Raw genomic sequence first — 14,117 nt, forward strand, 5'->3', positions numbered from 1 at the left:
ACCAATAGAAGCACCACGAATCGTTGAAAGCAGGTGTGCAATCGATGCTCAATGGAACCAACGCTTCGGGCGGCCCCACGGCGCAGCTCGATGATCTGGACCGCAAGCTGCTGGAGCTGCTCTCCAAGAACTCCCGCCGGACCAACAACTCATTGGCCGAAGAACTGGGCATCGCGGCATCGACCTGCCTGGCCCGGCTTAACGCCTTGCGCGACTCCGGGGTGATCTCGCGGTTCACCATCGAAGTGGATCCGCAGGTGCTCGGCAGGGAACTGGAAGCCTTGATCTTCGTGCGCATCCGTCCCGGCGCCCGCCACCTGATGGCGAATTTCGCTACGCAGATGCGGGACAAGCCCGGGGTGCGCCAGCTCTTCTTCCTGGGCGGCGCCGACGACTTCGTGCTGCATGTAGCCGTGCGCAATTCCTCGGACGTGCGCCAGTTCGTGCTGGACAACCTGTCGGCCAACCCTGCTGTGGCAACCACGCAGACATCACTCGTCTTCGAACACAGCCACGGAACCGGCGAGTTCTAGCGGCTTCGCGGCGGCGGAACAGGGCGTTAAATACGCGCCGAATCGATACCCCAATTCATTTATTCGAATAAATCTGCTAAAGTTGTTGTTCTTCTCTACAAGAGGAAGAAACGTTCGGCAAGTTCGAAGCGAACACAGCTCAATGCTGACGTAGCCGGGTGAGGAATCCTCGGCTTGAAGATAAGGGGGTCGAGAAGACAATGAACATGGAAGCCACAATGCTCACTGCCCTGGTCACCCTGGTGGTGCTGGCAGTCGTTACAGTCGTCATGGTGCGCAAATACAATCGCAACCATCACACGGAGATTCGCCAGGGTCTGCTCAAGCAGGCTCATCACTATGGCATCACATCACCGGATGACATGACCAACAATGAACTGACGTTGCAGATCCGTGCAGCCAAGCGTGCCCGCAAGCAGCGGAACATCAAGACCGCATAGTAGCTGCGGAATACACACCGACTGAAAAGCGGAGGCAGAAACCTGCCTCCGCTTTACTCGTGCCCTGGCGAAACGAATGTGTCCGAGGGGCGCCGGGAACGGGGAATGCGCGTGCACCGGGGTCGTCCCGGCCGTATCTCTGCTGGTCAACCGCTCGGCAACGGGGAACAGCAGCGCGAAAAATTGCCCCCCTTGGCAAGCAGGTGAAGCAGGAGTACTGTTTTCCATTCGTAAGGCTGTTCTACACCATGTAGACGGCAGGCGCTACGAATTTGGATTCTATGAGCAAAATCCAGCGGAAACATCGTTTTCATGTTTCCGGATCAACCGTGGTGGCGCGGCCAGCCCGCATGGTGGCTACCGGATTCGCCATCACCATCCTGGCTGGCGGACTGCTTCTCGCTTCCCCGCTTTCCTCCGCCACAGGCCAATGGACTCCATTTATTGATGCGGTATTCACCGCAACCTCCGCAGTGTGCGTCACCGGCCTCGCAGTGCTGGATACCGCGACGCACTTCAGCGTTTTCGGGAAGATCGTCATCATCGCGCTGATCCAGGCCGGGGGTCTGGGCATCATGCTCATCGCCTCCCTGATCTCGCTGAGCATTCTGGGAAAACTCAGTCTTCGCGCCAAGATCACCGCACAAACTGAAGCCAAGGCGGTCGAGGGCCCGAACGTAAAGAATGCGGCCCTGTCCATCGTGAAGGTGACCTTCGTGATCGAGGGTGCCATTGCGCTGCTGCTGGCTGCGCGGTTCATTTTCGGATACGGCTATTCGCTCGGGCAAGGCCTGGCCTACGGCGGATTCCATGCTATCTCGGCTTTCAATAATGCGGGTTTCGCACTCTTTTCCGACAACTTGATGGGGTTTGCCGCCGATCCGTGGATCTGTCTTCCCCTTGCCGCAGCGATCATCCTTGGCGGGCTGGGTTTCCCTGTGATCCTGCAGATCCGCCGATACGCGAGGAATCGGCTTAAATGGTCCATGAACACGAAGATCGTGCTGGCGGGCACGGTCGCGCTGCTGTTGCTCGGCACCGTGTTCATCACCGCGATGGAGTGGAGGAACCCGGACACCTTGGGACCCATGGCGATGCAGGATAAGCTCTTGGCCGGCTTCTTCCAATCCGTGCAGACGCGAACCGCGGGGTTCAACTCCATCAATATCGGGGATATGCATTCGGCCACCTGGTTGGGCATGGACTTGCTCATGTTTATCGGTGCAGGCCCGGCGGGCACCGGCGGCGGTATCAAGATCACGACCTTCGCCGTCCTGTTCTTCATCATCCTCACAGAATTGCGCGGGGAAGCCGCCGTGAACATCTTCGGCAAGCGGCTGCCTCGTTCGGTGCATCGCCAGGCGATTACGGTGGCGCTGGTCGCTGTGGCTGCGGTATTCACGGGGACCATGGCACTGCTGGTGATCACGGAATTCAGCCTCGACGAATGCCTGTTCGAAGCAACATCGGCCTTCGCAACGGTGGGACTTTCGACCGGCATTACACCCAAGCTGCCCGCGACAGGCGAAGCGGTGCTGATTGCACTGATGTATCTGGGACGCGTCGGAGTCCTCTCGCTGGGGTCAGCGCTCGCACTGCGCGACAAGAAAGCAGTATTCGAACTTCCAAAGGAAAGGCCAGCAATTGGTTAACTTCTCCGGCGGCCGCGGTGCGGCCAAGAAAATCGCCCATGCCAACTCCGTGGCGGTGATCGGCCTGGGCCGTTTCGGAGCCTCGCTGGCACTTGAGCTGATGAGCTCGGGCACCAGCGTGCTGGGAATCGACCTGGATGAAGACATCGTCCAGTCCCTCAACGGCGAACTCACCCAGGTGGTCAGGGCGGACGCAACCAAGCGCGAGGCGCTTGAACAGCTTTCGCTCAACGAATTCGACCGCGTGGTGGTAGCCATCGGAAACCATCTCCAGGCATCGATCCTGACCTGTTCCAAGTTGTTGAGCATGGGGATTCCCCATGTGTGGGCGAAGGCGCTGGATGACCAGCACGGCTTGATCCTTGAGCAGCTCGGCGTCCATCACATCATCTACCCGGAAAAGGACATGGGCCGCAGGGTGGCCCACCTGGTGCGCGGATCGATGATGGACTACCTGGAGATCGATCGTGGATTCGCCATGGTGAAAATGACGACTCCGAAGGTGCTGCAGGGGCTGAAGCTCGGTGACAGCAACTTGCGTAAGCACTACGGCGTGACGGTGGCGGCCCGGACCAACGACGAGGGCCGGTGGCAGCACGCCGATGCCCAGACGGTGCTCAAGGCCGGAGACCGCATCCTGGTGCTCGGCCCGATTGCTGATACCGAGACCTTCGGCCAGTTGCCGGACTGATCGGGTTCTCGGCAGCAGTCTCGCACCGGCCCAGACGATCAGCCAGATGTGGCGCCAGCGCGTTTAACGCTGAAATCGTGCCGTTTGCATCACAGGGCCATGTGTGTTTGTGAACAAATAGACAGGTATTTAACAGGTGGGGAAAATTCGTGGGGTTTACTGGAAGTACGGTGTTTGAATCTATTTAGGAGCGCGGTTACGCATGGGCACGATCCCACTTGGCGAAGATATTCTGTTGGCACGACATGGCTCGAACATTGTCAAGCTTCGCCAGGACCGCAAACACCGCTCGACCGTCGCCTACCTGCGCGGCGGAGAGATCGACACCGCCTCGAATGTCTTGATGGCAACCCAGGAAGTGGCACCGGCCGTCTCACAGGCCACATTCGAGCAGGCCCAGCCTGCGGCAGAGCAGCCGGCAACGCCAGCGGCAAGCATCAGCGCCGGCGCAGCCCGCTACCTGAACAATGAGAGTGCCATCAGCCGTGACGAAGTCCGTTCACTGGCCAAGATCTCGCTGGGCTTCAGCGCGATCATGGGCACCGTCTTCGGCGGCCTGCTGCTGGCCCTGTACAAGGTCGGCGGCCCCGAAGCCTTCGATTCCATCGCGACGATGACCACGATGCAGTAAGCACAAATCTTTCACCGTTTGAAGCAGGGCCCTTCCGGGGCCCTGCTTCTGCATTTAATCGCGCTGTCTTCCCGCACTTCCGATCCGCAGTCGACCTGCCCTTGTCAAGTCTCGTATTTCTGCGACCCAAGGAATAGGATTGCCGCAACGCGAGGGATGGGAGTGCATCATGCGCTTTGTTTTGGAAGTCAATTTCGACACCGAGAATATGCAGCTCAAGCCGTTGGAGGAGTTGCAGAAGATTCTGCGTGATTGGTCCAACAAGATCACCATGTATCCGCTCGTCCCCGGCGCGCAGGAAGACGTCTTCGACTCCGACAACGAGGAAGTCGGGGAGTGGGCGATCCTGGACGACTAGTCCCCGCGCTTGGAGAATCTTCCGATCACATAACCTGCCGCCAGGGTGATGAGCAGGACCGCCCACAACGGAGCCGAGGTGTGGAACAGGAAGAACTCGACGCGCACGATATTCAGGTTCTGCAACATGAACACCAGTGCCACGATGACCAGAGCCATCGAAGCCCACTGCCTGCCGGTGATCCGAGCCAGCCAGGACTTCTGCTGCGGTCCCTTGGCGTCAGGGGTTTGATCCATTATTTACTCCCTGCCGCCAGCAGGCCTGCAACCATGGCGTGCAGGCCGCGCTGGAAGGAATCGTCGCTGGTGTTCAGCCCGGTGGCGCGTTGATCCGAGACGGCCTGGGTGAAGTTCGGGGTGGCGTCCTTGTGGTCCCGCGCGTCGAAGATGTCGTGCGGCGCCGCGGTATCCATGGCAGAGCCGAAAATGAACGATTCAAGTGCCACGATGGTGGGGATGATCGCCTCGGCCTTCAGCCCGTTGTCGCGCAGCGCCTCGGCGACCCGTTCATACATCTTCAAGGTGCGCGGGGAATCCGAGACCGGGAGCACGGCGATGACGGGGACCAGCGGAATGTGCTGGGCGAAGACGTTCCGGTAGCTCGTGGCCCATTCAATCAGCGCCTCGGAAATCTCCAGCGTATCGAACACCGTGGTGTCCACGTCGGTCATCACCAGCTCCTGGACCCACTGCAGCAGGTCGTGCTTGGAAGACACGTGGTTGTACAGGGCCGAGGCCGCGACGCCCAATGACTTGGCCAGGCGCTGCATCGTCAGTGCCTCGTAGCCGTCCGCGGACGCCAGCTCCAGCGCGTGGCTGGCGATGCGTTCCCGGTTGAGCACGGCTCTGCGCGGTCGGCCCGCGCGCCGAGGCGCCTCTTCGCTCATCAATGATCCCCTAGCTGACGTGGGTTACTTCACAAGATCGTGTTCGTACCCTATGCTATAGGAAAGATAAATGAACCAAATTCATTTTATTGTTCAAGGAGAGCAGTTATGAAACATCTCGAACGCGATGTCGTTGTCATTGGTGCCGGTCCTTCCGGCTTGACCGCCGCCTACGAGCTGGTCAAGGCAGGCAAGTCCGTCGCCGTGCTCGAAGCCCGCGACCGCGTCGGCGGCCGTACCTGGACCGACACCATGGACGGCGCCACCATCGAGATCGGCGGCCAGTGGATCAGCCCGGACCAGACCGGCCTGTACTCCCTGATCGAGGAGCTCGGCATCGAGACCTTCGAGCGCTACAAGCAGGGCAAGAGCGTCTACCGCACCGAGGCCGGCGAAGCCATCATCTACGAAGGCGAAGACTTCCCGGTCGGCGAAGCCACCGTGGCCGAGATGAACAAGCTCATCAAGATCATGAACGAGCTGGCCGCCGGCATGAACCCGGACAAGCCGTGGGATCACCCGCAGGCCGAGGAACTGGACAAGATCTCCTTCCACCACTTCCTGCGCGAGAACTCCTCCGACGAGGTAGCCTGCAACAACATCGGCCTGTTCATCGCAGGCGGCATGCTGACCAAGCCTGCCCACACCTTCTCCGCGCTGCAGGCAGTGCTCATGGCCTCCTCCGCAGGCTCCTTCGACAACCTGGTCGACGAAGACTTCATCCTTGACCGCCGCATGAAGACCTCCATGCAGGGTGTGTCCATCGCCGTGGCCGGCCGCCTGCCGGAAGACACCCTGTTCCTGGAGAACCCGGTGCTCAAGCTCGAATGGTCCGAGGACGGCGTGGTTGCCCACGGCGCCGACGTGACCGTGAAGGCCAAGAAGGTCGTGCTGGCTGTTCCGCCGAACCTGTACAACCGCATCAGCTACTTCCCGCCGCTGCCTCGCTGGCAGCACGTCACCCACCAGCACCAGTCCATGGGCCTGGTCATCAAGGTGCACGCGGTCTACGACACCCCGTTCTGGCGTGAAGAGGGCCTGTCCGGCACCTGCTTCGGCCCGAACCACCTGGTCCAGGAAATCTACGACAACACCTTCGACGGCGAATCCACCGGCACCCTGGTCGGCTTCATCTCGGATCTGGAAGCCGACAAGATCTGGGCCATGGACACCGACGCCGAGCGCAAGGAAGCCATCCTGAAGGCCATGGCCGAGTTCCTGGGCGAGAAGACCCTGGATCCGAAGGTCTTCTACCTCTCCGACTTCGGTTCCGAGGAGTGGACCCGCGGCGCCTACGCCACCAGCTACGACCTGGGCGGCCTGTACCGCTTCGGCCCGAGCCAGAACGAGAACGTCGGCCCGATCTACTTCTCCTCCTCGGACTTGGCCGGCGAAGGCTACCAGCACGTTGACGGCGCAGTCCGCATGGGCCGCCGCAACGCAGCCCGCATTCTCGCGGAACTCGACGGAACCGCCTACGACGAGTCCTACGACGGAGTGGCTACCCTGACCGCGCCGTCCGACTCGCAGGTCACCGTCTAAGACGATGAAACTGCTCGTAGGTTACACCGCCGATGAACGCGGCGCGGAGGCCATTGAATTGGCCAGCGCAGTGGTGGCCGGAACGAAGGATGCATTCGTGCAGATTGCCATCGTTCTTCCGGCCACCGCACCCTTCACCGCCATCTACCCGGGCGGAGACCATGGTTATGAAACCATCCTCTCCGCCCAGGTGGATCGGTGGGCCGCCGAAGCGCTGGCGCTGGTTCCCGAGGGAATCGGCGCCAGCGTCGTGGCGCGCTCCGTGTCGTCCATCGCTGAAGGGCTGATCGAACTCGGCGAAGAGTTCGAAGCCCACGGAATCGTGCTCGGAGGGCGCAAGCGCCATCTGGGCGGCTTCTTCATGCCCGGGGCCATCGCCAATGCCCTGCTGCACTCCTCGCCGCTGCCGGTCTTCATGACCTCACCGGCCTCGCTGGAGAACCTGCGCGAAGCAGGCGGGCAGATCACCCGGCTGACCGCCTTCGTCGGAGACCGCCCCGGCGCCGAGGAAATCATCTCCCTGGCCGCCCGCGTCGCCAACGCCCGCAACATCAAGCTGCGTGTGGCGAATTTCGTGGCCCACGCCGACGTGTCCGAAGGTTCCGCCGGAATCGACGACCACGTGCGCGGGATCCGCGAATACCTCGATGAACTGGTGAAGGAACTGGGCATCGAGGCGAGCGTCGAGGTCATCGCCAGCGGCAGCATCGACACTGCGATCAACGAGCTGTCCTGGCAGCCCGGAGACCTGGCCCTGCTCGGCTCGGCCCGCCTGGCGGCGCATCGCCGCCTGTTCATCGGCCCGAAGGCCCATCGCATCCTCGGCCACCTCAACGTCCCCATGGGCGTCATTCCCCACTTGCCATCTACACGGTAGAAAGCCGATCAAAAATTCGTATCCCTTGGATCCTCTCCAAAACGCACTCACCGTCGACCGCCCTGCCGCACACCTGACACAGCGTCCAGGGCGGCGCGCACTGCCGCGGCTCAACGGTGAGCACACTCCCAAAGGTTTTTGACAATGTCACAAGAAATGAGGCGGGATAGCCTTCCCGAAACGAACGATTCGGGACTTCATGAAAAAGGTCTGTCCAAGGGCACCGTCGGTGTCCTGGGCCTGATCGTCATCGGCATCTCCTGCATTGCCCCGGCGTACACCTTGACCGCCGGGCTCGGCGCGACCGTCGCCGAGGTGGGCACCAGCCTTCCGGCCATCCTGATCGCCGGATTCATCCCCATGCTTCTCGTTGCCCTCGGCTACCGGGAACTGAACAACGCCATGCCCGACTCGGGCACCTCCTTCACCTGGGCGACCCGCGCCTTCGGGCCCATGATCGGCTGGATGGGCGGCTGGGGCCTGATCGCCGCCACGGTGATCGTGCTCTCCAACCTGGCCGCGGTGGCGGTGGACTTCTTCTACATCCTCATCGCCCAGCTCACCGGCCAGGAATGGATCGCGGACCTGACCAAGAACCTGTGGATCAACATCCCGACCACACTGGTCTTCATCGCCATCGCCGCCTACATCTCGTACCGCGGCATGAACGCCACCAAGGTCTTCCAATACGTGCTGGTGGGCTTCCAAGTCGGTGTGTTGCTGCTGTTCGCGATCATGGCGTTCACGGCCGATGCGCCGTTCGACCGCACCCCAATCACCTGGGACATGTTCAACCCTGCGGGCGTGGAATCCTTCACCGCCTTCGCCGCTGGCATCTCGTTGTCCATCTTCGTGTTCTGGGGCTGGGACGTCACCCTGACCATGAACGAGGAAACCACCGACCCGAACAAGGTCCCGGGCCGCGGCGCCACCTGGACGGTGTTGATCATCATCGCGCTGTACCTGGCCGTCGCCACCGCTGTGTTGTACTTCGCCGGCGTCGGAACTACCGGCCTGGGCGCCGGCAACCCGGACAACCAGGAATCCATCTTCGCGGTGCTGGCCGGACCGGTCATGGGCCCGCTGGCCATCTTGATGTCGCTGGCCATCATGTCCTCCTCCGCAGCTTCGCTGCAGTCGACCATGGTCTCCCCGGCGCGCACCATCCTGGCCATGGGCTACTACAAGGCGCTGCCGAGCAGCTTCGCCAAGATCTCTCCGCGCTACATGTCGCCGTCGGTGGCCACCGTGGTCTCCGCGGCCGCAGCCGCTGCATTCTATGTGGTCACCCGGTTGCTGTCGGAAAACGCCCTGTGGGACACCATCACCGCCCTCGGGTTGATGATCTGCTTCTACTACGGACTGACCGCGCTGGCCTGCGTCTGGTACTTCCGCGGCGAGCTGTTCGCCAACGCCCGGAACTTCTTCTTCAAGTTCCTGGCTCCACTGGTGGGCGGCATCATCCTGCTGGTGATGTTCTTCGTCACCGCTGTCGATTCCATGAAACCCGACTACGGTTCGGGTTCGAACATCGGCGGCGTCGGCATGGTCTTCATCCTCGGTGTCGGCGTGCTGCTGCTGGGCGTGCTGGTCATGCTCTACAGCCGTGTCCGCCACCCGGCGTTCTTCAAGGGCGAGACGATCAAGACCGGCAAGAACCTGATCCTCTGAGATTCCCGGCACCCCGGCGTCACTGTTGAACATTGAACCACCCAAAGCACGCTTTGGGTGGTTCAATTGTTTTCATGACTACACCTTCGGTTCTCTTCATTTGCTCACGTAATGCCGGCAAGTCGCAGATGGCCGCGGCACTGATGGATTACGTGTCAGACGGCAAGGTCACCAGCTATTCGGCCGGCACCAACCCCGGTGCCTCGATCAACCACGAAGCGGTCGCCTCGCTGGCCGAGTGCGGCGCGGACATGGCCCAGGGTGAACCCAAGCCCATCGATCCGTCGCTGGCCGCCTCGGTGGACCGGGTGGTCATCCTCGGCACCGACGCCAATCCGAGCTTCGATCCGCAGGTGAAGACCGAACGCTGGGTCACCTACGAGCCGAGCGAGGACGGCATCACCGGTGCCGAACGAATGAACATGATCCGCGATGAAATCGCCGACCGGGTGCGCAGCCTTTTCCACGAGTTGGAGAAGTAGGCATCGCACTTTCCACGACCGCACGCCGCACCACCTCATGGTGGCTTCCCGGCATCTGCCTGATCCTCACCGGCTGGTGCGCCAACCAGTATGTTTCCCTGATCAGCTGGTACCAGCAGCAACGGCTGCTGAGCGAATTCGAAGCCATGCTGGTCATGGGCAGCTATCTGCTGGGCATGATTCCTGCGCTGATGTTCGGCGGCCCGCTGGCTGACCGCTTCGGGCGAAAGCCTTTCACCCTGGCTGCATTGGCTTTCTCGATCCTCGGATCCGTGGCGCTGATGGGCGGCTGGTACACCGAAGCGGGCTTGTACCTCGGACGCGTCTTCACCGGGCTGGGTATGGGGCTTGCCATGGTGGCAGTCACCAGCTGGGTCAAGCTGATCAGCCCCGGGCCGGCAGGCGCCACCCGGGCCGCGCTGTGCACCTCGGCCGGCTTCGCCATCGGCCCGGCGATCTCGGGGGCGATTGTCGGAGCCAGCCAAAGCCCGGAACTCGCCTACGCTGTCCACGCGGTCGCCACGCTGGCCTGGTTGCTGCTGATGCTCACCGCCAAGGAGGAACAGCCAGCGGTCCTGCGCCAGGTGGATCCGGCGGATGCTGCCCCTGCCGCGCACCAGATGCGGACCAGCGCGGCGAACATGAAGCGGTTCACCCGGCTGGTGCTGCCCGCAGCCCCCTGGGTCTTCGGGATGGCAGCCACGGGGTTCGCGGTGGTCCCCGCCCTGACCGCTGAACCGGGCCAATCCAGCCTGCTGTATTCCACGATCGCTGTGGTGGTCACGATGGGCATGGGCGCAGCAATCCAGCCGCTGATCCGCCGTTTCAACGATGTCAGCCGGGTCGGCCTGCTGCTCTGGGGGCTGGGCGTCGCCTTGACGGGCCTGTTGCTGATGCTGGTGGTTTCGCTGACCGGATCCGAAGCCGTGGGCATGGCGGCATCGGTCGTGTCGGGCGCCGCGAACGGAATCCTGCTGGTCGCGGGTCTGAGCCAGGTGCTGGATCTGGCAGGTCCCGCGGATCTGGGCAAGCTGACCGGACGGTTCTACATGTGCTGCTTCATCGGCTTCACGTTCCCCACGCTGTTTGCCCTGTGGCGGCCGATGGCCCATCCGGCACTGTTCATCGGGCTGCTCGCCATCTGCTGCGTCGCCTCCATGATCCAGGTATTCAGGGCCCGGAAATACCTGCCCGGGCGAACCCCTGAACATGTGACAGACTAACGGCCAGGCACGAGGTGCCTGGCCGTTGGGAAGATGCGGGCTTAGTGCTTTTCGCCGCTGAGCTTGCGCAGCAGCTCCGTGGTGCGGAACGGAATGACGTCGCGCAGGATCATCGACGTCGAGGTGCGGGTGATGCCCGGGCAGAGGCGAATTTCCTCGCTGACCCGGTACAAGTCATCGGGATCCGTGGCAGCCACCCGGATCAGCAGGTCGGTGTCGCCGGCAGGTGCCACGCACTCTAGGACTTCGGGAATTTGCCGCAGGCCCGCGATGGCCTCGTTCAGACGCGCTTGGTCAAGCTCTGCACTGACGAAGGCGCTGACGCCGCGGCCCATGGCCGCCGGGAGAATACGAGCCGTATTCGGACGCAGGGCGCCGGAGTTCGCCAACCGCTCCAAACGCGACTGCACGGTGCCCCGGGCCAGTCCGAGCTGCTGGGCGAGCATCATGATGGGAACACGCGGATCAGCGTCGAGGGCCAGAAGGATACGTCGGTCGGTTTCGTCGAGCTGATACGTATCCGAATTCATGTGTGGTCTCCTATGACGGCGTATTCGTGAAGATCGCGAGTGCTACAAATAGATTTTAGTCAAAATGACCAGTATCTCCCAAGCGTGTTGCACGGACTGACCGGTTTGTTGCATGCGCGGTGCTCGCAGGGACAGCAACGGCATAAATTGTGGCGTAGGGAACACGTTATGCACAGGTTGCGTCGAATCAGATCTAACTGCAGCAAATGACAGTAATCTGATGCCATGAGGTTCTTGCGATTAGAAGACGTTGCCGAGGAGCTTAACGTCAAGCTTCCGCAGATCCGCGCGTTGATCAAGAGCGGAGAGCTGCCGGCCATCCAAATCGGGGGCAGGGGCGTGTGGCGCGTGGAACGAGAAAAGCTGGAGGAATACATCCAGACTCGCTACGCCCAGGCGCGCGAGGAAATCGACAGGGAATCCTAGCGGGCGCTCCGGCCTGCTCTGCGGGCGCATGCCGAAGCGCCTGATTGCTAGTGCTCCACTTCGTTCATGAACGAATGCAGGGCATCACGGACGAACTGCGCGTGCCCTTGGTAGTTCTTGGCGAAGCGTTCATCGGCGACGTACATGTCGGCAAGCCCCAGCACATAAGTGCGCAACTGCGCTGGGTCGCCGGACGCTGCCGGGGTGCCAGGGATGGACTCCAGCCATTGCACGTGCCGGGAAGCCAGCAGGCGCGCAGCGCCGCTGTCGGCGGCGATTCCGCTTGCGCCAGCTTGTGCCCACGCGTGGTTCAGTTCCTTGACCTGCTCCATCATGTCGGCTCGCTCGACTCCGCTCTTCGAGCGCCACCATTGGTCGGAGCGCTCGTAGGCTTCCGAGCCCCACCGGGCGACGACTTCTTCCTTGTATTGCTCGTTGAAGCCTTCGAAGGCCGAATCGAGATTCATGGTTTCCCCTTTTGATAGTGCGTTGATGCTGTGGCGCAGGGCCTTGATCTGCCGGTCTATGTTTTCCCGCTGACGGTTCAGGTCGTTGACGTGGATTTCCAGCGCCTGGATCTGATCTGTTTTCGAATCGAGCACCTCGGCGATGGTGTCCAGTCGCAGGCCAAGTTGGCGCAGCAGCAGGATCCGTTGCAAGCGGACCAGCTCGAGCTGGCCGTAGTGCCGGTAGCCGTTGCCAGCTACGAATGCCGGACGAAGCAGGCCGATGTGGTCGTAGTGCCTCAGGGTCCTGCTGGTCACCCCGGTCGACTTGGCCACTTCGGAGATGCTGTAACTAGTGCCCGGGTGTTTCCCTTGGCTAATCCTGTCCATGTGAACACGCTATAGGTTGACGTTGCGTCAAGGTCAAAATCGGCTGCGATGGTGCCGCACGGGTGATGTTGGCAAAGTGACGGGTCGATGCAAGGGGAATGTGGTGCTGATTGATCAGATTGATCAATTAGGATTGCTTGTGTTGCACACTCTGACTGGTTTGTAGTTGAATATATGTAGTTGAAGTCGTCAAGGGCTACCGCCAAGAACGGCTTTCACCAGCAAGTTCCAGACCAAAGTCATCTGCAATCTTGTTTGTGCTTCGACCACCCGTATCGAGCCATGGTGAAGAGAATTCGCGAGCGGCTCGTAGGTATTTCACCATTGAGGGAATGCCTACGAGCCACTCGTCTGTCGTGTCCGGGGGATCTGGAGCATCGCGAAACGCGGCCCCGAAGCCGAGCAGGTTGCCACGCGCTCTGGAAGAATGAGCCCAGAGGAACACCGGGGACTCGAAGGAGCAATGTTGAGATCAACCGCAGGCATTTGGCAGAACTGGTGGATGCAGCTGGTGGCCGGGCTGCTGATCGTGGCGTTCGCCGTGCTGCCGTGGTTGTGGATTGGCTACGAGGACCAGGCGATCCTTCCCTACACTTCGAACGACGCGCTTGGACTGCTGCTCGTCTTTTCCGTGGCGACGCTGCTCAGTGCCTTCTTCGCCCGCAGGGTCGGGCGGGGTGGTACTAAATTCGCCGTGGTAACGGATGTCGGTGTGGTGCTCGGATTCATTGCACTGGCATTCCAAGCAACGTACGTACTCGAGCCGGGGTTATTCGACGGTGATATCTCCGCTGACTCGGTGCGCCACCTGTATTTCCTGGGCACACTGTTTGTGGTGTTCCAGATACTGTACTTCCTGATCGTCAAGCTCCTGCTTATTGCCGCAACCCCGTTGGTTGCGCTGATCGCAGTAGGCATCAGCTACTGGCTGCAGGTCGTGGCATCTTTGGTTTCCGGTGCGCAGTCCTACACTCAATATTTTTGGTATGCCGGGCCGGCAGTCCTCGGGCTTGTGCTGGGCGTCCTGGGATTCCTGAAGGCAGCCAATCTGCTGATCTGGATTCTGTCGCTCGTGATCCAGTGGATCACGCCCGCGCTTTTCGAAAGTGCTGCAGCGCTCGGCCAAGGCGAGGAGCGTGGCATCGGGAACATTTTCAGCACGCTCGTGAGCGGCACCTCGAAAGCCGTGGCCAAACTGGAATGGCAGGGCCCGGTGCTGGTCAGCCTCGCCACGGCGATGCTGACCAGCGTGATCTTGCTAGTCGTCCGAAAAATCCGCGGACAACGGTACTAGATGCGGAACGGGGCGGGAACTTGATGGATTCCCTCCCATGCTGAG

At 61.4% G+C, this 14,117-nt stretch carries 17 protein-coding genes; 13 read left to right on the forward strand and 4 right to left on the reverse strand.

Translation table 11 applies throughout. The features are described from left to right. Positions 1-44: 44 nt before the first annotated feature. The 6 genes from IEY43_RS04080 (at position 45) to IEY43_RS04105 (ending at position 4,305) form a co-directional block, all read left to right on the forward strand. Positions 45-533: an Lrp/AsnC family transcriptional regulator gene (locus IEY43_RS04080; protein ID WP_188947327.1), complete on the forward strand. Its 489-nt coding sequence runs from the start codon at positions 45-47 to the stop codon at positions 531-533. 206 nt (positions 534-739) lie between these two features. Then, positions 740-973, forward strand: coding sequence for a hypothetical protein (locus IEY43_RS04085; RefSeq protein ID WP_188947328.1), 234 nt, complete (start codon positions 740-742; stop codon positions 971-973). 350 nt (positions 974-1,323) lie between these two features. Continuing rightward, positions 1,324-2,625, forward strand: coding sequence for a TrkH family potassium uptake protein (locus tag IEY43_RS04090; RefSeq protein WP_229777274.1), 1,302 nt, complete (start codon positions 1,324-1,326; stop codon positions 2,623-2,625). Next, positions 2,618-3,316: a potassium channel family protein gene (locus IEY43_RS04095; RefSeq protein WP_229777261.1), complete on the forward strand. Its 699-nt coding sequence runs from the start codon at positions 2,618-2,620 to the stop codon at positions 3,314-3,316. Before IEY43_RS04090 ends, IEY43_RS04095 begins: the two co-directional genes overlap by 8 nt. 202 nt (positions 3,317-3,518) lie before the next feature. Then, positions 3,519-3,947, forward strand: coding sequence for a hypothetical protein (locus IEY43_RS04100; RefSeq protein WP_188947330.1), 429 nt, complete (start codon positions 3,519-3,521; stop codon positions 3,945-3,947). A gap of 169 nt (positions 3,948-4,116) precedes the next feature. Continuing rightward, positions 4,117-4,305, forward strand: a complete 189-nt coding sequence (locus IEY43_RS04105) for a hypothetical protein (protein WP_188947331.1) — start codon at positions 4,117-4,119, stop codon at positions 4,303-4,305. Here IEY43_RS04105 and IEY43_RS04110 read toward each other — a convergent pair. Continuing rightward, positions 4,302-4,541: a LapA family protein gene (locus tag IEY43_RS04110; protein ID WP_188947332.1), complete on the reverse strand. Its 240-nt coding sequence runs from the start codon at positions 4,539-4,541 to the stop codon at positions 4,302-4,304. The two genes, IEY43_RS04105 and IEY43_RS04110, sit on opposite strands and share 4 nt — an antisense overlap. Further along, a complete protein-coding gene (locus tag IEY43_RS04115) occupies positions 4,541-5,191 on the reverse strand; it encodes a TetR/AcrR family transcriptional regulator (RefSeq protein WP_188947333.1) in 651 nt (216 codons plus the stop codon). The genes IEY43_RS04110 and IEY43_RS04115 overlap by 1 nt, the downstream gene beginning before the upstream one ends. Before the next feature lie 108 nt (positions 5,192-5,299). Between IEY43_RS04115 and IEY43_RS04120 the strand changes: the two genes are divergently transcribed. The 5 genes from IEY43_RS04120 to IEY43_RS04140 all read left to right on the forward strand — a co-directional run bounded on the left by IEY43_RS04120 (position 5,300) and on the right by IEY43_RS04140 (position 10,986). Continuing rightward, positions 5,300-6,733, forward strand: a complete 1,434-nt coding sequence (locus tag IEY43_RS04120; RefSeq protein ID WP_188947334.1) for a flavin monoamine oxidase family protein — start codon at positions 5,300-5,302, stop codon at positions 6,731-6,733. Between the two features lie 4 nt (positions 6,734-6,737). Next, positions 6,738-7,610, forward strand: coding sequence for a universal stress protein (locus IEY43_RS04125; protein ID WP_188947335.1), 873 nt, complete (start codon positions 6,738-6,740; stop codon positions 7,608-7,610). 156 nt (positions 7,611-7,766) lie between these two features. Continuing rightward, a complete protein-coding gene (locus tag IEY43_RS04130) occupies positions 7,767-9,281 on the forward strand; it encodes an APC family permease (protein ID WP_229777262.1) in 1,515 nt (504 codons plus the stop codon). A gap of 74 nt (positions 9,282-9,355) precedes the next feature. Then, complete coding sequence (locus tag IEY43_RS04135) at positions 9,356-9,763, forward strand: arsenate-mycothiol transferase ArsC (protein WP_047120911.1); 408 nt, start codon at positions 9,356-9,358, stop codon at positions 9,761-9,763. 62 nt (positions 9,764-9,825) lie between these two features. Further along, positions 9,826-10,986: an MFS transporter gene (locus tag IEY43_RS04140; protein ID WP_268240051.1), complete on the forward strand. Its 1,161-nt coding sequence runs from the start codon at positions 9,826-9,828 to the stop codon at positions 10,984-10,986. A gap of 41 nt (positions 10,987-11,027) precedes the next feature. On the opposite strand, the gene IEY43_RS04145 is transcribed toward IEY43_RS04140, so the two are convergent. Next, a complete protein-coding gene (locus IEY43_RS04145) occupies positions 11,028-11,516 on the reverse strand; it encodes an Lrp/AsnC family transcriptional regulator (protein WP_188947337.1) in 489 nt (162 codons plus the stop codon). A 225-nt stretch (positions 11,517-11,741) separates the two neighbouring features. Here IEY43_RS04145 and IEY43_RS04150 point away from each other — a divergent pair, with 225 nt between their 5' ends. After that, a complete protein-coding gene (locus IEY43_RS04150; RefSeq protein ID WP_053798763.1) occupies positions 11,742-11,942 on the forward strand; it encodes a helix-turn-helix domain-containing protein in 201 nt (66 codons plus the stop codon). A gap of 47 nt (positions 11,943-11,989) precedes the next feature. On the opposite strand, the gene IEY43_RS04155 is transcribed toward IEY43_RS04150, so the two are convergent. After that, on the reverse strand, positions 11,990-12,778 hold the full coding sequence (locus IEY43_RS04155; RefSeq protein ID WP_188947338.1) for a MerR family transcriptional regulator: 789 nt from the start codon (positions 12,776-12,778) through the stop codon (positions 11,990-11,992). Positions 12,779-13,241: 463 nt separating this feature from the next. Between IEY43_RS04155 and IEY43_RS04160 the strand changes: the two genes are divergently transcribed. Continuing rightward, positions 13,242-14,072, forward strand: coding sequence for a hypothetical protein (locus tag IEY43_RS04160; protein ID WP_188947339.1), 831 nt, complete (start codon positions 13,242-13,244; stop codon positions 14,070-14,072). Positions 14,073-14,117: the final 45 nt, after the last annotated feature.

The sequence above is a fragment of the Glutamicibacter protophormiae genome (assembly GCF_014647495.1).
Classification (GTDB): Bacteria; Actinomycetota; Actinomycetes; order Actinomycetales; family Micrococcaceae; genus Glutamicibacter; species Glutamicibacter protophormiae.